Below are 20,108 nucleotides of genomic sequence, written 5' to 3' on the forward strand. Positions count from 1 at the left end.
CGCCATCTTGGCGCTCGCAGACGGCACGGTCTTTATCGGCAACTCGATCGGAGCCTCTGGCTCCACAGTCGGCGAGGTGGTGTTCAACACCTCACTCACCGGCTATCAGGAAATCCTAACTGACCCCAGCTACTGCCAGCAGATCGTCACTTTGACGTATCCGCATATCGGCAATTACGGCGTCAACGTGGAAGACATCGAATCTGACAAAGTCCATGCTGCTGGCTTGATCATCAAAGACTTGCCCTTGGTGGCAAGCAACTTTCGCTCTAGCCAAACCTTGTCGACCTATTTGGCGGATGCAGGCACCGTGGCCATTGCCAACATTGACACCCGCCAATTGACCCGCATATTGCGCACCAAGGGTGCGCAAAACGGCGCGATCGTGGGCTTGACCCAAGGCCAAGAGGTGACACACACTTTGATTGACCAAGCCGTGGCCGCCGCCCAAGGCGCACCCCATATGGCTGGGCTTGATTTGGCGCAACAAGTGACGGTGTCCAATGCATATGTGTGGACCCAAACTGAGTGGACTTTGGGTGAAGGCTACGGCAACTTGACCGCGCCTCAGTTCCATGTGGTCGCTTACGACTTTGGCGTCAAGAAAAACATCTTGCGCATGTTGGCCCAGCGCGGCTGCAAAGTGACGGTGGTGCCGGCTCAAACATCCGCCGCTGAAGTGCTCAAACACCAGCCTGATGGCATCTTCTTGTCCAATGGCCCAGGGGATCCTCAGCCTTGCGATTACGCGATTGCGGCGGCGGCTGAATTGATTGAAACCGGCATCCCGACTTTTGGCATTTGTCTGGGTCATCAAATCATGGCCTTGGCAAGTGGTGCCAACACGTTCAAGATGAAGTTTGGCCACCACGGTGCCAACCATCCAGTGAAAGACCTTGACTCAGGTCGTGTGTCCATCACCAGCCAAAACCACGGTTTTGCGGTGGACGAAAAATCTTTGCCAGCCCATTTGCGTGCGACACACGTGTCTTTGTTTGACGGCACCTTGCAGGGCTTGGCCCGCACCGACAAGCCCGCGTTTTGCTTCCAAGGTCACCCTGAAGCATCGCCCGGACCGCACGACATTGCTTATCTTTTTGACCGCTTCATCCAACTGATGGAGGCGAAGTAAACCCCATGCCCAAGCGTACAGACCTCAAAAGCATTCTCATCATAGGCGCGGGCCCGATCATCATTGGTCAGGCTTGCGAGTTCGACTACTCTGGCGTGCAGGCTTGCAAAGCATTGCGTGAAGAGGGTTACAAAGTCATTCTGATCAACAGCAACCCTGCCACGATCATGACCGACCCTGACACCGCAGACGTCACTTACATCGAGCCCATCACTTGGCAAACGGTTGAGAAGATCATTGCCAAAGAGCGCCCAGATGCTATTTTGCCCACCATGGGTGGCCAAACCGCACTCAACTGCGCCTTGGACTTGTGGCACCACGGCGTGTTGGCCAAGTACAAAGTTGAGCTGATTGGCGCAACGCCCGAAGCCATCGACAAGGCCGAAGACCGTTTGAAGTTCAAAGATGCCATGACCAAAATTGGTTTGGGTTCTGCGCGCTCAGGCATTGCCCACAGCATGGAAGAGGCGTGGGATGTGCAAAAAAGTTTGGGTTTCCCCACCGTCATTCGTCCTAGCTTCACGCTGGGCGGCACAGGCGGCGGCATTGCTTACAACCCTGAGGAATTCGAAGTCATTTGCAAGCGCGGCTTGGAAGCTTCGCCGACCAACGAGTTGCTGATCGAAGAGTCTTTGCTTGGTTGGAAAGAGTATGAGATGGAGGTGGTGCGCGACAAGGCGGACAACTGCATCATTGTTTGCTCCATTGAGAACTTGGACCCGATGGGCGTGCACACGGGTGACTCGATCACGGTGGCACCTGCACAAACCTTGACCGACAAGGAATACCAGATCCTGCGTAACGCCTCGTTGGCTGTGTTGCGCGAAATTGGTGTGGATACCGGCGGCTCCAACGTGCAGTTTTCTATCAACCCCAAAGACGGCCGCATGGTGGTCATCGAGATGAACCCCCGTGTCTCGCGTTCATCTGCCTTGGCTTCCAAAGCCACTGGTTTTCCGATTGCCAAAGTCGCAGCCAAGCTCGCCGTGGGCTACACCCTCGATGAGTTGCGCAACGACATCACGGGCGGGGCCACGCCCGCATCGTTTGAGCCTTCGATTGACTATGTGGTGACCAAGATTCCACGCTTTGCCTTTGAAAAATTCCCAACTGCCGACAGCCGTTTAACCACCCAAATGAAATCAGTGGGCGAGGTCATGGCCATGGGCCGGACCTTCCAAGAGTCCTTCCAAAAAGCACTGCGCGGCTTGGAAGTCGGCGTAGACGGCATGAACGAGAAAACGCAAGACCGTGAGGTGCTTGAAAAAGAGTTAGGCGAGCCCGGCCCAGACCGCATTTGGTATGTGGGTGATGCGTTTGCCATGGGGCTGAGTGTGCAAGAGGTGTTTGCCTTGACCAAGATCGACCCTTGGTTCTTGGTGCAAATTGAAGAGATTGTGAAGATCGAGCTAGAAGTCGAAACCACCACGCTTGACGCCATCTCCGCGGATGAATTGCGTGCCTTGAAAAAGAAGGGCTTCTCAGATCGCCGTTTGGCCAAGTTGCTGAAAACGACAGAGCACGTGGTGCGCGCGCGTCGCCATGAACTCAACATTCGCCCCGTTTACAAACGCGTAGACACCTGTGCGGCCGAATTTGCCACCGACACGGCCTACATGTATTCGTGCTACGAAGGCAATGGCAACGCCTTTGGTTTGGGCGACGCCGAGTGCGAAGCTGAACCCTCCAACAACAAAAAAATCATGGTGCTCGGCGGCGGACCCAACCGCATTGGGCAGGGCATTGAGTTTGACTACTGCTGTGTGCACGCTGCGCTGGCGATGCGTGAGGACGGCTATGAAACCATCATGGTCAACTGCAACCCCGAGACCGTGTCGACCGACTACGACACCTCTGACCGTTTGTATTTCGAGCCCTTGACACTCGAAGACGTGCTTGAAATTGTCGACAAAGAAAAACCCTCCGGCGTGATCGTGCAATACGGGGGTCAAACCCCTTTGAAGTTGGCGCTTGATTTGGAGGCGGCTGGCGTACCCATCATCGGCACCAGCCCAGACATGATTGATGCAGCCGAGGACCGCGAACGCTTTCAAAAGTTGTTGCACGACCTGGGTCTGCGTCAACCTCCCAACGCCACGGCTCGTACCGAACCAGAAGCATTGGAAAAAGCGGCAGCTTTGGGCTACCCCTTGGTGGTCCGCCCTAGTTATGTGTTGGGTGGTCGTGCGATGGAAATCGTGCACGAGCAACGTGACTTGGAGCGCTACATGCGTGAAGCGGTCAAGGTGTCACACGACTCACCCGTGCTGCTGGACCGTTTCCTGAACGACGCGATTGAGTGCGATGTGGACTGCCTGCGCGACCCAGAGGGCAAGACCTTTATCGGCGGCGTGATGGAACACATCGAGCAAGCGGGTGTGCACAGTGGTGATTCAGCTTGTTCATTGCCCCCTTATTCTTTGTCGGTACAAACCGTCAACGAACTCAAGCGCCAGTCTGCTGCGATGGCGGGCGCTTTGAACGTGGTCGGTTTGATGAACGTGCAGTTCGCCATTCAACATGTGGACGGCCAAGACGTGATCTATGTGTTGGAGGTCAATCCACGCGCCTCACGCACCGTGCCCTTTGTTTCCAAAGCCACAGGCATTCAGCTGGCTAAGGTGGCGGCGCGCTGCATGGCGGGTCAAACCCTCGCATCTCAAGGGATCACCCAGGAAGTCACACCGCCTTATTTCAGCGTCAAAGAAGCGGTGTTTCCGTTTGTGAAGTTCCCGGGTGTTGACACCATCCTCGGCCCCGAGATGAAGTCCACCGGTGAAGTCATGGGCGTGGGCAAGACCTTTGGTGAAGCTTTTGTTAAAAGCCAGTTGGGCGCAGGCACTAAATTGCCACGTTCGCGCGATGCGGATGGCCGCTCCACGGGCAAAGTGTTCATCTCTGTGAAGAACAACGACAAACTGCGAGTCATCGAAGTGGCGCGACAGTTGGCTGCTTTGGGTTTTGAGATGATGGCCACCAAGGGCACTGCGGCAGCGATTGCCGAGGCTGGCGTGTCTTGTGCTGTGGTCAACAAAGTGGCTGAAGGCCGCCCCCACATCGTGGACGCCATCAAAAACAACGAAGTGGTTTTGGTCATCAACACCGTCGAAGAGCGGCGCAATGCGATTGTCGACTCGCGCTATATTCGCACCTCGGCATTGCTCAACCGGGTCACGACTTTCACCACCATCGCTGGCGCAGAAGCGGCAGTTGAAGGCATGAAGTACATGGACACGTTGGATGTCATTTCGGTGCAGGAAATGCACGCCCAGTTGGCTGTGAACTAAGACGCCTCAAGGAAATACGATGAGTACAGTACCGATTACCAAACGTGGCGCAGAAAAGCTCAAAGACGAGTTGCACAAACTCAAAACCGTTGAGCGCCCCTCTGTCATCGCTGCAATTGCCGAAGCCCGGGCCCAAGGCGACTTGAGCGAGAACGCCGAATACGATGCCGCCAAAGACCGTCAAGGTTTCATCGAAGGCCGCATTCAAGAGATTGAGGGCAAATTGTCAGTGGCCAAAATCATCGATCCTGCTGAGTTAGATGCGGGCGGCCGCGTTGTATTTGGGGCCACCGTGGCCTTGGAAGAGGAAGAAACAGGCGACAAAGTCACGTATCAAATCGTGGGCGAAGACGAGGCCGATTTGAAACTCGGCCTCATCAACATCAGCAGTCCTATTGCCCGTGCCCTGATTGGTAAGGAAGAAGGCGATGTGGCCGAGGTGCAAGCGCCAGGCGGTGTGAAGCGCTACGAGGTCGTCACAGTCTCTTACCTGTAACTTCTGGCATGGTGCGGCTACAAATTTTTATAGCTGCCTTATGGTGGGGTAGCCTCACTGCAGTTGGGTTTGGGGTGGTGCCTATGCTATTTGTGCATTTGGAAACACCGGCCATCGCGGGGCAGATGGCTGCAAAATTATTCAGCGCTCAAACTTGGCTGGCATTGTTTTGTGGCCTCTTGTTGCTGTGGGCCGCCAAGCGCGAAAACTTGGTGCATCACCGCCACACACCGTCTCCTTGGGTGATTGCAGGTATGTTGTTGGCTTTGCTGATTGAGTTTGCAGCGAAACCACATATCTTGGCGCGAGACAACTTGGCTTTGTGGCACAACCTGGGTTCAGCGTTTTATTTTTTCCAGTGGTTGTGCGCTGGTCAGGTGCTTTGGGCGAAGAGCCCACTGAAGTCTGAGCCAGCTGTTGCAGCGGACGCGACGAAAACCGATTAACCCAGTGTGCGTTTTTTGATCGAAATCTTTTTCGGTTTGGCGCGCTTGACTTGACCGCCTGAAGTCAGGCGTTGATTGCCCAGCACGCGCAGAGTTTTGACTTCAGGGCGCTGGCCGCCACGGCTGCTGTACTTCAGCACTTTGACATCGCGTGGGCCCGCCATGCGGTCTTCATCAGCAGTGCGTTCTTTTTCTGCGCGTGGGCGCCAAAGCACAAATAGTTTTCCGATGTGTTGAATCGGTGCTGCGCTGAGTTGGTCTGCCAAAGCAGCCAACATGGCTTCGCGTGCAGGGCGGTCGTCGCCCAAGACGCGGATTTTGATCAGGCCATGGGCATTCAGGGCCATGTCTGCTTCTTTGATGACGGCTGGTGTTAAACCATCGTTGCCAATCATCACGACAGGGTCTAGGTGGTGTGCTTCGGCACGGTGAATTTTGCGTTGAGCAGGTGTGAGTTGTATTGCAGACATGCAGGTATTATCCCCGCTCGCTGGGGTGGACGAATGAAGGGTTGAATTGAAAGCTAAAACTAAAAGCAAAAAAGTCAATAAGTCATGGTTGAACGATCATGTGAACGACACCTACGTCAAGCTGGCACAAAAAGAGGGCTACCGAGCACGTGCAGCCTACAAACTCAAAGAGATCGATGAGCAGCTCGGCCTTGTCAAATCTGGCAACGTGGTGGTGGACTTGGGTTGCGCGCCTGGTGCTTGGTGTCAATACCTGCGCCGTCGCATGTCGCCTACGGGTGCCGCGGCGGGTTCCCTGAACGGCACCATCATTGGTTTGGATATGTTGGCGATGGAGCCGGTGGAGGGCGTGACCTTTATACAAGGTGACTTCCGTGAGCAAGAGGTCTTGGCTCTGCTGGAAGCGGCCTTAGATGGCCGCATTGTGGATGTGGTGGTGTCAGACATGGCCCCCAACCTGAGCGGCATTGCGTCAACGGATGCCACCCGCATTGCCCATTTGATTGAATTGGCTGTTGATTTCGCGCAAAAGCACCTCAAAGACGACGGCGCATTGGTGGTCAAGCTTTTTCACGGCAGCGGCTATAGCGATTTGGTGACCCTGTTCAAAAGTACCTTTCGCACGGTCAAGCCCATCAAGCCCAAGGCCAGCCGAGACAAATCAAGTGAAACTTTTTTGGTCGGAATGGGTCTAAAAAGTCGCGTTTTAGCAAAACCTTGAATTTCATAAGGCCTGCGCATACGATATAAGTGGACCCAGCGCTTGAAACGCCTAAAATCAAACCCATCTCAGTACATCTCGTACTCTTTTTATTTCGGAGCCCACATTGAATAATCAATGGTTCTCAAAAGTCGCTGTTTGGTTGGTCATCGCTTTGGTGATGTTTACCGTCTTCAAACAATTTGAAACGCGTCCTGGCGTAGGCTCTGGCTACTTGGGTTATTCGGACTTTCTTGAAGAAGTTCGTGCCAAGCGGATCAAGACTGCCACCATCCAAGAAGGTCAGGGCGGCACAGAAATTAGCGCGGTGACCAATGACGAGCGCAAGATTCGCACCACGGCCACTTACTTGGACCGTGGCTTGGTGGGCGACCTCATTGCCAACGGGGTGAAGTTTGATGTCAAGCCCCGCGAAGAAGGCTCGCTTCTCATGACCTTGCTGGTGAGCTGGGGTCCCATGTTGCTCTTGATTGGTGTTTGGGTGTACTTCATGCGCCAGATGCAAGGCGGCGGCAAAGGTGGCGCATTCAGTTTTGGTAAAAGCAAAGCGCGCATGCTGGATGAGAACAACAACCAAGTCACGTTTGCGGACGTGGCAGGTTGCGACGAAGCCAAGGAAGAAGTGAAAGAGGTGGTGGACTTTTTGAAAGATCCACAGCGTTTCCAAAAACTGGGTGGTCGTATTCCTCGCGGTTTGTTGTTGGTCGGACCTCCCGGTACTGGTAAGACTTTGCTGGCCAAAGGCATTGCTGGCGAAGCCAAAGTGCCGTTCTTCAGCATCTCTGGTTCTGACTTTGTTGAAATGTTTGTGGGTGTGGGCGCTGCGCGTGTGCGTGACATGTTCGAGAACGCCAAAAAGAACGCGCCTTGCATCATCTTCATTGACGAGATTGATGCTGTGGGTCGCCAACGCGGCGCCGGCGTAGGGGGTGGTAACGACGAACGCGAGCAAACCTTGAACCAAATGCTGGTCGAGATGGATGGCTTCGAAACCAACCTCGGCGTGATCGTGGTGGCTGCCACCAACCGTCCAGACATTTTGGATGCTGCTTTGCTGCGTCCCGGTCGTTTTGACCGTCAGGTGTATGTCACGTTGCCCGACATCCGTGGTCGTGAGCAAATTTTGAATGTGCACATGCGCAAAGTGCCCATCGGCCAAGACGTCAATGCCAGCATCATTGCCCGCGGCACGCCTGGCATGAGCGGTGCTGATTTGGCCAACTTGTGCAACGAGGCTGCTTTGATGGCAGCACGTCGAAATGCACGCGTGGTGGAGATGGTCGACTTTGAAAAGGCCAAAGACAAAATCTTGATGGGCCCCGAGCGCAAGAGCATGGTCATGCCCGAAGAAGAGCGTCGCAACACGGCTTACCACGAGTCGGGTCATGCTTTGATTGGTAAGTTATTGCCCAAGTGCGACCCCGTGCACAAAGTCACCATCATTCCTCGCGGCCGTGCTTTGGGTGTGACCATGAGCCTGCCTGCACAAGACCGCTACAGCTATGACAAAGAATTCATGCTGAACCAAATCAGCATGTTGTTTGGTGGTCGTATTGCTGAAGAGGTGTTCATGAACCAAATGACCACGGGTGCCAGCAACGACTTTGAGCGTGCCACCTCCATTGCCCGTGACATGGTGATGCGCTACGGCATGACCCAAGCTTTGGGCCCCATGGTGTATGCCGAAAACGAAGGCGAAGTGTTTTTGGGTCGCTCTGTGACCAAAACCACCAACATGTCCGAAGCCACCATGCAAAAGGTGGACATGGAGGTGCGCAGCATCATCGACTCCCAATACACCTTGGCACGCCGCTTGATTGAAGAAAACTCAGACAAGATGCACACCATGGCAAAGGCTTTGCTCGAATGGGAAACCATCGACAAAGACCAAATCGATGACATCATGGCCGGCCGCGAGCCTCGTCCACCCAAAGACTGGACACCTCGCACCCCTTCTGGCGGTGACAGCGGCGGCGGCGCGCCTGCTGTGCAACCGGATCCAGCACCCACGGCTGCTTAAAACAATTTGGTATGGATACAGAAACGGGGCGAAAGCCCCGTTTCTCATGGAGCTTGTATGTTTTGGCAAACCACACGTTTTCGCTTGGACCTCAGCCAACCTCTGGTGATGGGCATTGTCAATGTCACGCCTGACTCGTTCTCGGATGGTGGCCAGCACGCCAGCACGCGTGAGGCTTTGACGCATTGCGAGCAACTGCTCAAAGAGGGTGCACACATTTTGGACATTGGCGGGGAGTCCACCCGTCCAGGCGCAGTTGCTGTGACGCTGGAAGACGAGTTGGCGCGTGTGCTGCCCGTGGTGCGTGAAGCAGTTCGTTTGAATGTGCCTATCTCTATTGATACCTACAAGGCGGGCGTGATGCAAGCGGTATTGGATGCGGGGGTTGACATCATCAACGATGTATGGGCTTTGCGCCAGGCTGGTGCGCAGCAAGCAGTGGCGGCGCACACCAGTTGCGGCGTGTGTTTGATGCACATGCACGGTGAGCCGCAAACCATGCAGACTTTGACCATGCAGGGCAGCTCAATTCGACCGGTGGTTGAATTTTTGAACGAACACACCCAAGCCCTTCAAGCCTTGGGCGTGCCGCAAAACCGCATCGCGATCGACCCTGGCGTGGGCTTTGGCAAAACTGTCGCGCAAAACTTTGAGTTGCTGGTTCATCAAGACCAGTTGTTGGGCTTGGGGTATCCCTTGCTCGTGGGCTGGTCACGCAAGTCATCCATCGGTGCTGTATCGGGTTGCGAGGCGGGCGAGCGTATGGTCCCTAGCGTGGCGGCTGCCGTGTTGGCGATCGAGCGAGGCGCGCGTCTTGTGCGCGTGCATGATGTGGCGCCAACCGTGCAGGCCATCAAAGTGTGGCAAGCTGCAAGGGTTTGAGATAATGGCTTCAAACCGATAACAATCAAAATAGACCGAAGGCACAAGAGATGACACGCAGATATTTCGGCACAGACGGCATTCGTGGCACTGTGGGGCAAGCGCCCATCACGCCAGACTTTGTATTGCGTTTGGCCCACGCTGTAGGCCGCGTGCTGAAGCAAACCGAAGCCCACCCGACGGTATTGATTGGCAAAGACACCCGAATTTCGGGGTACATGTTGGAGTCAGCGCTTGAGTCTGGATTTAACTCAGCTGGCGTCAATGTGCTGTTGCTTGGCCCCTTGCCTACTCCTGGTGTGGCCTTCCTCACCAGTGCGCAACGCGCAAGTCTTGGGGTGGTCATCAGCGCCAGTCACAATCCGTTTCCTGACAACGGAATCAAGTTTTTCAGTGCACAAGGCAAGAAGCTCACAGATGCTTGGGAGAAAGCTGTAGAAGTTGCTTTAGACCAAACCCCCGTCTGGGCAGATTCAGCCAACCTTGGTAAAACCAAACGCTTGGTAGATGCTGCTGGCCGCTACATCGAGTTTTGCAAAAGTACTTTCTCAAACGACCTGACGCTCAAAGGCTTGAAGATTGTGGTGGATGCCGCACACGGTGCCGCCTATCACATTGCACCCAAGGTGTTTCACGAGTTGGGGGCTGAGGTGATTGCCATTGGTTGCAGCCCAGATGGCTTGAACATCAACCACGAAGTAGGCGCCACGCATCCCGAGGCTTTGGTACGTGCAGTCAAAGACAACCACGCTGACTTTGGCATTGCGCTCGATGGCGATGCAGATCGCCTGCAATTGGTGGATGCGCATGGGCGTTTGTACAACGGCGACGAACTGCTCTATTTGATGGCTGACGATCGTTTGGCGAATGACGAAGTGCTGCCTGGTGTGGTGGGTACCTTGATGACCAACATGGCGGTGGAATTAGCCTTGAAAAAACGTGGTGTTGAGTTTGTGCGTGCCAAGGTGGGCGACCGATACGTGTTGGAAGAACTCGCTCAACGTGGATGGATTTTGGGTGGTGAAGGCTCAGGCCACTTACTGGCTTTGGACAAGCACACCACGGGCGACGGTTTGGTCAGCGCTTTGCAAATTTTGCAGACCTGCGTGCGCAGTGGCAAGACCATGGCCGAGTTGCTCAAAGACGTGACATTGTTCCCACAAACCTTGCTGAATGTTCGTTTGCGTCCAGGTCAAGACTGGCAATCGAATGCCCGCATGCAAGAAGAAGTGCAAAAGGCCGAGGCCGAGCTGGGCGACACTGGCCGTGTGTTGATTCGAGCCAGTGGCACAGAGCCACTGGTGCGCGTGATGGTGGAAGCGCGCGATGAATTACAGGCCAAGGCATGCGCCAAACGCATTGCCGATACGTTGTCAGCGTAGTTCGAGGCGATAAGCTGCTCGCCATAGCACGGGCAATAAAACGGCTGCTGTGATGCACAAAGCCAAGCTGCCCATTTGCCAAAAGGCCATGGGCGACTGTGCTGTGAGCCAAGTCAGGTCAGAGCTATCAAAGCCTACCCCGTAGGCCACCACGTATCCGCCTGTCAAGCCCAAACCCCACAGCAAAAAAGTGTAGGTGATGAGCGGAAAAAACGTGATGCCATAGCAACGCAGCGTGAACACACAAAACACTTGCACGGCATCTGCCACGTGGTAGAGCATCAACCACAGCAACAAGGTGCCCGCCTGCGTAGCCACTTGGATGGATTGGGTATAGAGCTGTGCAATGGTTTGGGATTGCCAACCCATCAATGCGGCCAAGCTCAAACTCATCAGCAAGATCAAACCCAACCCTGTTCGCAAGGACTGACGTGCGCGCGTGATTTGGCCCGCACCAATCCAATAACTCACGCGTGCGCTGCAGGCAATCGAGAGCGACAAAGGAACCATGTAGAGCACGGCCGCCATATTGGCTGCGATTTGATGGCTAGCGGTGGCCACCACACCCAAGCGTGCAATGAACAACGACATCAGCGTGAAGGAGGTGACCTCTACGCCAATCGCCAAACCACTGGGCAGACCCAAACGCAAGAAGTGCAACAGGGTGGCTGCATGGGGTTTTTCCATGGGCTCCCAAATGCGGTAGGGCGTGTAAAAGTCTTGTGTGCGTATCAGCCATATCGCCAAAGCAATCATCATCAAAGTGACCGCCAACGTGGCCCATGCACACCCAGCCAAGCCCATGGGCTGCAGCACACCTGGAATACCCAAAACCAACATGATGGACAGAGGAATTTTGACCACCAAAGCACCTACTTGCACCCAGGTGACCAACTGAGGCTTTCCCAAGCTTTGGTTCAGCGTGCTGTACATCCGAAACAGCAAAGATGCAGGGAGACCAAACGCCACAATCGTGAGGTACGAACGCACATCCGCTTGTAAATCAGGGGGTACTTGCGTCCAGTTCAGCAATGGTCCGGGGCAAAGCAGCGCCCACATTCCAAGGCTTGAAGTGATCGCGCACAGATACAAGGCTTGTCGAACGGATCGACCCACCTCTTGATGGCGTTGGGCACCTTGCAACTCAGCCCAGACGGGCAACAAGGCTTGCAGCATTCCCATGAGCGAGATATGCACCGTGACATAGGTAGCGGAAGCCACAGCCAATGCAGCGAGTGCTGTGTCCGCAAAGTGGCCAGCAACCAGCGTATCGATGATGCTGAATGCCATCACGGCCAGTTGACCGATCATCACCGTACCGGCATGCTGCATGATGATGGTGCGTTCCTTGCTCATCCTTGACTCAAGGTTGACGACGGTGATACAGCGTCACGTTTTCTTTTTTATCTGCTGGGCGATAAATGCTTCGCACGCGAGTCCATTCATTCAAACGAACAACTTGTGGGAGCTCTGGGCGTAAATCGTTGTCAACCACGAGCCAAGGGCAGCCAAGCTGTTGCGCGGCACTTGCCTTGTCGACAGGCTTCACATCAAACCCGCCGTGGTAGTGGAATGCCGTCATCTGGCTGGTATTCAAACCATAGCTAAGCAAACAGACATCATGTGTTTTGCCCGCATCTTGTTTGGCCATCACAGTTTGTATTTGTTGCACCCAAGGTTTGTAGCTGAAAGCGAAATCCAAAAGTGGCAGCCATAGCGTGAGCAGCAGCAGCCAGCACAAGGCAGCGCCGCCCGCAGGCAACACCAAACTTTTCCATAAGGCATGACGATTTTTGGCTGAGCGCCAAACCACCAACCAACCCCACATGGCAGTAGCCGCCAACGCCACAATGAAAGCCAGCCATCCAAAGCTAGGTTCAAAGCCTGGCGCCAATCGCGCCACATTTTTTGCTGGCGTTGTGGGCCAACCTGTTTGCATCGCGATCCAAATGATCCAAATGATCAGCGCTGAACCTGAGAAAAACAGCAGCGTGAACCAGTCAATCAAAGCCGCCACACTGCGACGCAGGGTAGGCAGTGCGAAGGCTGCCAGCGTGGCAAACGCTGGCAGTGCCAACAACAAGGTGCGGCTGGATGAGTGCGTCAACAGCGCTGTACTGACGGTGAGCGCGGTGAACCACATGGGCAACACCAGGTGGCGACTCCAGTGCAGCGAGGCCCATTGACGACGCCATCGCCAAAGCGTCCATAAAGTCAAGGGCCATGCAGGCCAAGTGAACCAGACCAACAAACGCAACAAACTGCGCCACGCTTGTGGATCGTCATGCAAGGGCAGCAAGCGCCAGTGCCAGATGTCCAAGGTGTAAGCCAAAGCCGCGACCAGCATGCCCACCAGAAAAAGCCAAAGCGCATGCAAACGTGCGGTTTGTATCGATGTGCTTTGCCGATCCAGCAAGCACAAAAGCCCACTGCCCACAGCCATCAACACTGCAAAACTGGGAGCGCCACTGAGGCACAGCCCCAACAGACCGATGGTGACTGCAGTCAAACTGTAGCGAGGGTGATAGGGCAGTGCCGCTACGCCGTAAAACACAAAGCTGACCAGCGCCAGTTGCATCAAGATGGGGCTAACTTCATGCGACAAAAGCGCCAATCCTAGGCAAGCGATGAGGGCCAATACCGCACCATCCGCAATGGTGCGGGCATAGTCTTTGGGCTTGGCCTCACCCCCGAATGCAAACGCAACGGGCTGCGCCTGTGGGCTCAATGCCAAGTAATACACGCCGTGCCAAGTGCTGGCCAAGGTGAGGGCTAAGAGCATCGCAAACGGAATGCGGACCGCCAAGCCAGCTGACATCCAAGGGGGGGCGATTTGAATGGCCCATGCACCCAACCAATAAGGCAGCAAGGCGTCGAGCTCGGGCAGCCGTCCCCAAATGCTTGGGGTGAGCCAATCGCTTGAGCCTTCAGCAAGTGCCAACATGTAGCTGAAGGTGTTGAACTCATTGCCCTTCCAAGGTTCACGCCCAAACATGCCAGGCAAGACATAGGCTGCACAAAAAAGCCAAAGCGCAATGCGTGGCAAACGGCGCACAGCACTCTGAGGAACGATGGCGGGATTAGGTTGGGTCACGTTTTTAAATAAAAAAGGCAGCGCGGAGAGCCGGGCTGCCTTGTTTGAAGTGAGCGATGGGCTTACTTGGCGATGGTCTTGCCGTACTTGTTACGGAAGCGCTCAACGCGGCCACCCATGTTGTCAACAGACTTTTGTGTGCCAGTGTAGAAGGGGTGTGACTCGCTGGTGGTATCGAGTTTGTACAACGGCAAATCGCGGCCGTCTTCCATCTTGATCATTTCTTTTGTGCTGGCGCATGAGCGCGTCACAAATTTGAAACCGTTAGACATGTCCATGAAACAAATTTCACGGTAGTTGGGGTGAATGCCTTCTTTCATCGCTTTTCCTTGAGCAGCTGCGGTAGCCACGCCGACCTATTTCGACACACTTTCCGCAAAACGCATTATTATGCCACGAAAGCGTGGCCTTTCAGCGTAATACGCCCAAGGCAAATGGCAGGCTGAGCATGCCCAACACGGTGGAAAGCGTGACCAATCCCGCCACAAAAGGCCCGTTGTAGCCCATTCGGGCGGCCAGCACATAGCAGCTTGAGGCAGTGGGTAGGGCCGAAAAGGCCAACAATACGCTGGTTTGCGTGTGGTCGAGCGCGAATGCGCTGGCCAGTCCGCAGGCAATCAAGGGGGTGATGAGGTGTCGGATGGCCAGCAACGCCACTGCCAAAGCCTTGCCTTTCATCAAATGACCAAACTCCATGCCCGCACCTGCTGCCATGAGGCCTAAGGCCAGCGATGCGCCACCCATGCGTTGCAAGGTGGGCTCCGCCCAATTGGGGATGTGCAGGCCCGCGGTGTTGGCGAGTAAGCCAGAGACGGTGGCCAAGATGAGCGGGTTGCGAATCAGCTCACGAGCAAAGCTGCGTTGGGCATGTCGGGCCATGGGCCACACGGCAGCCACATTGAACATGGGCACGCACACACCAATCAGCACGGCAATCAGCAACAAGGCTTGTGGCCCCGCAATGCGTTCTGTCAATGCCAAGGCAATGAATGAGTTGAACCGAAACGCCACCTGAGCGCTGGCTGCATGCAAGCGGGTGTCAATGTGTTGGCGTAAAAATGGCAGCTTTGGCAGCACATAAGACAAGCCAATGCCACTCAAACCCAGCAGCAAACCCGCCATGATGAGATGCGAAGCGGCATGCAAATCCAAAGGCGTTCGCACGATGGAGTGAAACAACAAAATCGGAAATAAGAGAAAGTAAACCAAACTCTCTACCTGCTCCCACACCGTGCGGTTGAGGGCGGTGTATTGACAAACCAAATAACCACACAGGATGAGAGAGAAGTCGGGTAAGAGCAGTTGAACGTAATTCACCACGAGAGAATAACCGCTGTCCAAAGCGGCTGTGCTTCACAAGCGTTTACGATGGACGCTCACATGACACATCCCACGCCCATTCAAGCTGCAGCGCCCGATGCCAACATTGATATCTTCATTGATGCGCTTTGGCTAGAGCACGGCTTGGCGCCAAACAGTTTGGCTGCTTATCGGCGAGACTTGAATTTGCTGTCTTCTTGGTTGAATGCACAAGGTACACATTTGCTGGCAGCGCAAGAATCAGACTTGCAACAGTACTTTGCGTATCGCCACGCCCAGACCAAAGCCACCAGTGCCAACCGTCGGTTGACGGTTTTCAAGAGGTTTTACCGATGGGCCTTGCGTGAGCGCATCTTGGTGGCTGACCCCACGCTGAAGTTGCTCACTGCCAAGCAGCCTGCGCGAGCACCCAAAAGTTTGACGCAAGCGCAGGTCGACAGTCTGCTCCACGCGCCGGATGTGTCCACCGGCTTAGGCCTGCGCGACCGTGCCATGCTGGAGCTCATTTACGCCAGTGGCTTGCGTGTGAGCGAATTGGTGGACCTCAAAACCCTGCACGTGAGTTTGAACGACGGCGTGTTGCGCATCATGGGCAAAGGCAGCAAAGAGCGCTTGGTGCCGTTTGGCGAGGAGGCCCGTGATTGGCTGCAACGTTATTTGAGCGAGGTGCGTCCATTGCTTTTGGCTGGCCACCAAACGCAGGCTTTGTTTGTCACAGTGCGCGGAAAAAACGCGGGTGAGTCCATGACGCGTGCCATGTTTTGGCAACTCATCAAAAGATATGCTTTGCAGGCCAACATCCACGTTCCGATTTCGCCGCACACGCTGCGTCATGCTTTTGCCACCCATTTGCTCAACCATGGTGCAGATTTGCGTGCGGTGCAAATGCTGCTCGGGCATGCGGATATTTCTACCACCACCATCTACACGCACATTGCGCGTGAGCGCTTGAAGAGTTTGCACGGGCAGCATCACCCGCGAGGTTGACTAGACAATCAAGCGCCGCGCAAGTAACTCAGTTCAACGTCAGTAAAGCCCGCACGTTTTCGAGCCTCCTCGTTGAAAGGTGGTCGCAGCTTGGGCGCTTCGTAGCGCTGCACCAACACGCCGTAGAGTGACAGGGGATCGAGTCCACGTTGCTCACTCAGCCAGCGGTACCAGTGGTTGCCGATGGCCACGTGACCGACCTCTTCGTGCAGGATGATGTCCAACAGTTCGACTGCGCGCAAAGCGGCAGGCGAGGCGGCTTTGCGAAGCTTGGTTTGAATCAAGGGTGTGGCATCCAGCCCTCGTGCTTCTAAGGTGCGGGGCACCAGCGCCATGCGGGCCAGAACGTCGTCGGCCGTCTTTTGGCACATGAGCCACAAACCATCGTGCGCATCAAAGTCGCCATAGGTGTAGCCCATGCTGTTGAGATGAATGTGCAGCATCGCAAAGTGTTGCGACTCTTCATAGGCGACGCGCAGCCAGTCTGTGTAGTAGGCTGCTGGCATGTGGGGGAAGCGCCAAACGGCATCCAAGGCAAGGTTGATGGCGTTGAACTCGATGTGACAGACCGCGTGCATCAATGCGGCCAAACCCTCTGGCGTGTAGGGCTTGCGCGTAGGCACATGCTGGGCTGGAATCAACCGCGGCAGTGCGGGCCGTCCTGGCAGCGTCAAGTGATCGCCAGGGCTTATGTTTTCAGAGGTGTCCAAAGCCACTTGGTTTTGTTGGGCCCAGAGTGACTGCACGGCCTGAACTTTTTCATCGGGCTGGCAGATGCACAAGGCGTTGAGGGCTAAAGGTCGAAGGCTCATCCTTACAATTGTAGAAAACAATACACCGCTGGAGATTTGCATGACTATTTATCAACTCGATGCGCTCAGCCCTCAGATGGCCGACTCGGCTTGGGTGGCTGACAATGCCCAAGTGATGGGCGACGTACACATGGCCGCTGACAGCAGCGTGTGGTTCGGCAGTGTGGTGCGGGGCGACTCAGCCACCATCCACATTGGTGAAGGCACCAACATCCAAGACGGCAGCGTGTTGCACGTCGATGTGGGCATGCCGTTGACCATAGGCAAGCATGTGACGGTGGGTCACATGGTGCAGTTGCATGGCTGCACGGTGGGGGATGAGTCGCTCATAGGTATTGGTGCCATCGTGCTCAATGGCGCGAAGATTGGCAAGAACTGCTTGGTGGGTGCAGGCTCGCTGGTGACCGAAGGCAAAGAGTTTCCTGATGGCTCCATGATTGTGGGCAGCCCTGCCAAGGTGGTGCGGCAGCTCACCCAAGAGCAAATCGAGGGCTTGCGTCGCAGCGCGCAGCACTATGTGAACAACAAGAACCGCTACAAAGCGGGATTAAAGAAGTTGGCTTGATGTCGCAGTTGCATAAATTTTTGTTTGATGGTTTGCCAGTGCGCGGCATGTTGGTGCAACTCACCGATGTGTGGCAAGAAGTGCTCAAGCGCCGTGCTGCCAATGTGGAAACGGGTCCCTATGCAAAACCCGTGCGCCATTTGCTGGGTGAGATGACAGCGGCTGCGGTGTTGATGCAATCGAACATCAAATTCAATGGGGCTTTGGTGATGCAAATTTTTGGCGACGGGCCTTTGAAACTGGCTGTGGTTGAAGTTAACCCAAATCTAAGCTTGCGTGCCACCGCCAAAGTGGTGGGCGAATTGGGCGACGCGAGCAGCTTGGCAGAGATGGTGAATGTCAACAATGAGGGCCGCTGTGCCATCACGCTAGACCCGCTCAACAAAAAACCAGGTCAGCAGGCTTACCAAGGGGTGGTGCCTTTGTTTGACGACCACCGCAACAAGCTGGATAAGTTGAGCGACGTGTTGCAGCACTACATGCTGCAAAGCGAGCAGCTCGACACCACCTTGGTATTGGCCGCCAACGATACCACTGCCGCTGGTTTGTTGATTCAACGCTTGCCCATCAAAGGCGAAGGCAATTTGTCAGCCAAAGCGACCATGGAAGATGAAGACGAAATTGGTCGCAACGAAGACTACAACCGCATTTCTATTTTGGCCTCCAGCTTGACTGCTGATGAGCTGCTGAACTTGGATGTCGACACCATTTTGCGCCGCTTGTTTTGGGAAGAAAAACTGGTGCGATTTGAGCCCATCACACCCAGCTTTGCCTGCTCATGCAGCCGCGAGCGTGTCAGCAACATGATTCGCAGCTTGGGCACCGAAGAGGTGGAGAGCATCTTGGCCGAGCGCGGGGAGGTCGAGGTGGGTTGCGATTTTTGTGGCGAGCAATACCGTTATGACGCGGTAGATGCAGCGCAAATTTTTGTTGCCACAGCAACGCCGGCACCTGCACCCTCGTCTTTGCAATAGAGCGCTTCAGCCTTTGAGGAGGCTGCTAAACAAGCGGTGTTCGCAGTCGCCGTCACCGCAGGTCTCGCAGGAGCCGCTCCACCGTGCGGACAGCTCCGATCGCTGGATGTTTTCGGCCAAATGCGGTGCTTGGCGGGCAATGCAAAACAAAGCATTTTCCAAGCGTTGCTCACCCTGACCGTACACCACTTGGTAGGGCAACTGAGCAAGCCCGAGCATGTGGCGCAAGCGTTGGTCGACTGGTTCACGCACATGCGGGCCATCGCGCTGCAAGCCGTCACTCTTCCAGGGTAGATCAAGTCCAGTGAGCAAGGTGATGTCGTACACCGCTTGATGGGCCAAGGCCAATTCATTCAAGCTGTTGTCGTTAAACAGCATTTGGCTGTAAACCGCTGTCATCAACGGCGTTGTGTCTGCAATCACCACCGCGCCCTTTGGCGCGGCCATCTCATGGGCGATTTGTGTTTCGATCATGTGGCGTTGTTCGTCTTGGCGAGGTGTACGCTGGTGTTTATCGCACCATGTGCGCAGGTATTCGTCCACACGGTGCACGAGCAAGCCTGTTTTTTGCAAACGCTCGCCTAGGGCCTTGGCAAGTTGTGTCTTGCCTGTGCTTTCCGCGCCTAGCAGGGCGATCTTCATGCAGTTTCCTGTTTGAGATGTTTGGCCCAAGTGCGCCAACCCAAGATACTCAACCCAATGAACACGAGGTAGAGCAGTGCAGTCAGCCACAAGCCTTTCCAAGCAAACAGCCCTGTGGCCACGAAGTTGACAACGATCCAAATCGCCCAATTTTCTAGGCGTTTGTGGGCCAGCAAATATTGGCCAATCAAGCTCAAAGCAGTGGGAAAGGCGTCCCACCAAGGCACATCGGTATCAGTGAAGTTCAGGAGCATGCTGCCTATGGCCAGCCACAGCGCAGACCCGCTCAGCGCCAACGTCAAGCGTTGATGCCGGGGAAGGTGTGTGACAGACAAGGGTGCACCTTTCACGCCACGCAGCCACACCGCCCATCCCCAAAGCGCCAACACCATGAACAGCACTTGCAAAATAGCACCGCCATACAGTTGCTGGCTCCAAAACAAAAAAAAATACAGCACCGAGCTGATCGCAGCGAGTGGCCAGCCCCAATGCAACTCCACGATGTTGCAAACAATCATCGCCAAGGCCAGTAAAACGGCGATGAGTTCAAGCCAAGAGGTGTCGAGACCCCAGAGGGTGAAGGCGCTCGAGAAGAGGACGTCGGTCACTTCGCGATTTGCACGAAGACTTCGTTTGGCTTGACCATACCGATCTCCGAGCGAGCACGCTCCTCGACCATTTCCAGACCGTCTTTGAGGTCATGGAGTTCAGCACTGAGCCGATCGTTGGCCAACTGCGCAGCGACGTTTTGCTGCTTTTGATCATTCAGGGTCTGCCGCAAGCGCATCACGTCAGGGATGCTGCCGCGACCAAACCACAGCTGAGCTTGCAGCACGAGCAGCAGGACAATCAGCACAAGGTGGAGTGGGCGCAGCATC

At 55.1% G+C, this 20,108-nt stretch carries 20 protein-coding genes; 11 read left to right on the forward strand and 9 right to left on the reverse strand.

Features of this window, described 5'->3' with window-relative positions; genetic code table 11:
• From carA to V7Q41_RS03475, 4 genes are all read left to right on the forward strand, one after another.
• Positions 1 to 1,132 (forward strand): glutamine-hydrolyzing carbamoyl-phosphate synthase small subunit (carA, locus tag V7Q41_RS03460; protein WP_333842841.1); only part of this gene is annotated, 1,132 nt, incomplete at its 5' end.
• A 5-nt stretch (positions 1,133 to 1,137) separates the two neighbouring features.
• A complete protein-coding gene (gene carB / locus V7Q41_RS03465; protein WP_333842844.1) occupies positions 1,138 to 4,419 on the forward strand; it encodes a carbamoyl-phosphate synthase large subunit in 3,282 nt (1,093 codons plus the stop codon).
• A gap of 19 nt (positions 4,420 to 4,438) precedes the next feature.
• Entirely contained in the window at positions 4,439 to 4,915 is a 477-nt protein-coding gene (gene greA / locus V7Q41_RS03470; RefSeq protein WP_333842847.1) for a transcription elongation factor GreA, read from the forward strand.
• Positions 4,916 to 4,923: 8 nt separating this feature from the next.
• Complete coding sequence (locus tag V7Q41_RS03475) at positions 4,924 to 5,361, forward strand: DUF4149 domain-containing protein (RefSeq protein ID WP_333842850.1); 438 nt, start codon at positions 4,924 to 4,926, stop codon at positions 5,359 to 5,361.
• Here V7Q41_RS03475 and V7Q41_RS03480 read toward each other — a convergent pair.
• A complete protein-coding gene (locus V7Q41_RS03480) occupies positions 5,358 to 5,831 on the reverse strand; it encodes a YhbY family RNA-binding protein (protein ID WP_333842853.1) in 474 nt (157 codons plus the stop codon). The genes V7Q41_RS03475 and V7Q41_RS03480 overlap by 4 nt on opposite strands.
• A gap of 46 nt (positions 5,832 to 5,877) precedes the next feature.
• On the opposite strand from V7Q41_RS03480, the gene V7Q41_RS03485 reads away from it, so the two are divergent.
• From V7Q41_RS03485 to glmM, 4 genes are all read left to right on the forward strand, one after another.
• Positions 5,878 to 6,552, forward strand: coding sequence for an RlmE family RNA methyltransferase (locus tag V7Q41_RS03485; protein WP_333842855.1), 675 nt, complete (start codon positions 5,878 to 5,880; stop codon positions 6,550 to 6,552).
• 106 nt (positions 6,553 to 6,658) lie between these two features.
• On the forward strand, positions 6,659 to 8,572 hold the full coding sequence (gene ftsH, locus V7Q41_RS03490) for an ATP-dependent zinc metalloprotease FtsH (protein ID WP_333842857.1): 1,914 nt from the start codon (positions 6,659 to 6,661) through the stop codon (positions 8,570 to 8,572).
• A gap of 57 nt (positions 8,573 to 8,629) precedes the next feature.
• Positions 8,630 to 9,454 carry a dihydropteroate synthase gene (gene folP, locus V7Q41_RS03495; protein WP_333842859.1) on the forward strand — a complete coding sequence of 275 codons (825 nt, stop codon included), beginning with the start codon at positions 8,630 to 8,632 and terminating at the stop codon, positions 9,452 to 9,454.
• Between the two features lie 50 nt (positions 9,455 to 9,504).
• Positions 9,505 to 10,836, forward strand: a complete 1,332-nt coding sequence (glmM, locus tag V7Q41_RS03500) for a phosphoglucosamine mutase (protein ID WP_333842862.1) — start codon at positions 9,505 to 9,507, stop codon at positions 10,834 to 10,836.
• On the opposite strand, the gene V7Q41_RS03505 is transcribed toward glmM, so the two are convergent.
• From V7Q41_RS03505 to V7Q41_RS03520, 4 genes are all read right to left on the reverse strand, one after another.
• The gene (locus V7Q41_RS03505) at positions 10,828 to 12,192 is read right to left on the reverse strand and encodes an MATE family efflux transporter (RefSeq protein ID WP_333842864.1); all 1,365 of its coding nucleotides are present in this window, start codon (positions 12,190 to 12,192) and stop codon (positions 10,828 to 10,830) included. The genes glmM and V7Q41_RS03505 overlap by 9 nt on opposite strands.
• A 7-nt stretch (positions 12,193 to 12,199) precedes the next feature.
• Entirely contained in the window at positions 12,200 to 13,930 is a 1,731-nt protein-coding gene (locus tag V7Q41_RS03510) for a hypothetical protein (protein WP_333842866.1), read from the reverse strand.
• 62 nt (positions 13,931 to 13,992) lie between these two features.
• Positions 13,993 to 14,250 (reverse strand): type B 50S ribosomal protein L31, encoded by a 258-nt coding sequence (locus V7Q41_RS03515; RefSeq protein WP_333842868.1) that lies wholly within the window; start codon positions 14,248 to 14,250, stop codon positions 13,993 to 13,995.
• A 91-nt stretch (positions 14,251 to 14,341) separates the two neighbouring features.
• Positions 14,342 to 15,247 (reverse strand): AEC family transporter, encoded by a 906-nt coding sequence (locus V7Q41_RS03520; RefSeq protein WP_333842870.1) that lies wholly within the window; start codon positions 15,245 to 15,247, stop codon positions 14,342 to 14,344.
• Between the two features lie 63 nt (positions 15,248 to 15,310).
• On the opposite strand from V7Q41_RS03520, the gene xerD reads away from it, so the two are divergent.
• On the forward strand, positions 15,311 to 16,237 hold the full coding sequence (gene xerD, locus V7Q41_RS03525) for a site-specific tyrosine recombinase XerD (protein ID WP_333842872.1): 927 nt from the start codon (positions 15,311 to 15,313) through the stop codon (positions 16,235 to 16,237).
• A gap of 8 nt (positions 16,238 to 16,245) precedes the next feature.
• Here xerD and V7Q41_RS03530 read toward each other — a convergent pair whose 3' ends face one another.
• A complete protein-coding gene (locus V7Q41_RS03530) occupies positions 16,246 to 17,049 on the reverse strand; it encodes a ferritin-like domain-containing protein (protein ID WP_333842874.1) in 804 nt (267 codons plus the stop codon).
• A 40-nt stretch (positions 17,050 to 17,089) separates the two neighbouring features.
• On the opposite strand from V7Q41_RS03530, the gene V7Q41_RS03535 reads away from it, so the two are divergent.
• Positions 17,090 to 17,614, forward strand: a complete 525-nt coding sequence (locus V7Q41_RS03535; protein WP_333842876.1) for a gamma carbonic anhydrase family protein — start codon at positions 17,090 to 17,092, stop codon at positions 17,612 to 17,614.
• Entirely contained in the window at positions 17,614 to 18,588 is a 975-nt protein-coding gene (gene hslO, locus V7Q41_RS03540; protein WP_333842879.1) for an Hsp33 family molecular chaperone HslO, read from the forward strand. The genes V7Q41_RS03535 and hslO overlap by 1 nt, the downstream gene beginning before the upstream one ends.
• Before the next feature lie 6 nt (positions 18,589 to 18,594).
• On the opposite strand, the gene V7Q41_RS03545 is transcribed toward hslO, so the two are convergent.
• Genes V7Q41_RS03545 through ftsB form a run of 3 tightly spaced genes read right to left on the reverse strand, consistent with a single transcriptional unit; the run spans position 18,595 to position 20,107 of the window.
• Positions 18,595 to 19,230, reverse strand: coding sequence for an ATP-binding protein (locus V7Q41_RS03545; RefSeq protein WP_333842881.1), 636 nt, complete (start codon positions 19,228 to 19,230; stop codon positions 18,595 to 18,597).
• On the reverse strand, positions 19,227 to 19,838 hold the full coding sequence (pnuC, locus tag V7Q41_RS03550; protein WP_333842884.1) for a nicotinamide riboside transporter PnuC: 612 nt from the start codon (positions 19,836 to 19,838) through the stop codon (positions 19,227 to 19,229). The genes V7Q41_RS03545 and pnuC overlap by 4 nt, the downstream gene beginning before the upstream one ends.
• On the reverse strand, positions 19,835 to 20,107 hold the full coding sequence (ftsB, locus tag V7Q41_RS03555) for a cell division protein FtsB (RefSeq protein WP_333842886.1): 273 nt from the start codon (positions 20,105 to 20,107) through the stop codon (positions 19,835 to 19,837). The genes pnuC and ftsB overlap by 4 nt, the downstream gene beginning before the upstream one ends.
• Position 20,108 lies beyond the last annotated feature (1 nt).

This window comes from Limnohabitans sp. (genome assembly GCF_036804465.1).
Taxonomy (GTDB): Bacteria; Pseudomonadota; Gammaproteobacteria; order Burkholderiales; family Burkholderiaceae_C; genus Limnohabitans.

What these genes read in the sequence shown, in the direction of transcription:
- xerD (WP_333842872.1), top strand. Translation starts at nt 15,311, where the DNA reads ATGACACATCCCACGCCCATTCAAGCTGCAGCGCCCGATGCCAACATT.
- V7Q41_RS03545 (WP_333842881.1), bottom strand. Translation starts at nt 19,230, where the DNA reads ATGAAGATCGCCCTGCTAGGCGCGGAAAGCACAGGCAAGACACAACTT.
- greA (WP_333842847.1), top strand. Translation starts at nt 4,439, where the DNA reads ATGAGTACAGTACCGATTACCAAACGTGGCGCAGAAAAGCTCAAAGAC.
- hslO (WP_333842879.1), top strand. Translation starts at nt 17,614, where the DNA reads ATGTCGCAGTTGCATAAATTTTTGTTTGATGGTTTGCCAGTGCGCGGC.
- V7Q41_RS03480 (WP_333842853.1), bottom strand. Translation starts at nt 5,831, where the DNA reads ATGTCTGCAATACAACTCACACCTGCTCAACGCAAAATTCACCGTGCC.
- V7Q41_RS03515 (WP_333842868.1), bottom strand. Translation starts at nt 14,250, where the DNA reads ATGAAAGAAGGCATTCACCCCAACTACCGTGAAATTTGTTTCATGGAC.
- V7Q41_RS03535 (WP_333842876.1), top strand. Translation starts at nt 17,090, where the DNA reads ATGACTATTTATCAACTCGATGCGCTCAGCCCTCAGATGGCCGACTCG.
- ftsB (WP_333842886.1), bottom strand. Translation starts at nt 20,107, where the DNA reads ATGCTGCGCCCACTCCACCTTGTGCTGATTGTCCTGCTGCTCGTGCTG.
- V7Q41_RS03505 (WP_333842864.1), bottom strand. Translation starts at nt 12,192, where the DNA reads ATGAGCAAGGAACGCACCATCATCATGCAGCATGCCGGTACGGTGATG.
- glmM (WP_333842862.1), top strand. Translation starts at nt 9,505, where the DNA reads ATGACACGCAGATATTTCGGCACAGACGGCATTCGTGGCACTGTGGGG.
- folP (WP_333842859.1), top strand. Translation starts at nt 8,630, where the DNA reads ATGTTTTGGCAAACCACACGTTTTCGCTTGGACCTCAGCCAACCTCTG.
- carB (WP_333842844.1), top strand. Translation starts at nt 1,138, where the DNA reads ATGCCCAAGCGTACAGACCTCAAAAGCATTCTCATCATAGGCGCGGGC.
- V7Q41_RS03530 (WP_333842874.1), bottom strand. Translation starts at nt 17,049, where the DNA reads ATGAGCCTTCGACCTTTAGCCCTCAACGCCTTGTGCATCTGCCAGCCC.
- V7Q41_RS03475 (WP_333842850.1), top strand. Translation starts at nt 4,924, where the DNA reads ATGGTGCGGCTACAAATTTTTATAGCTGCCTTATGGTGGGGTAGCCTC.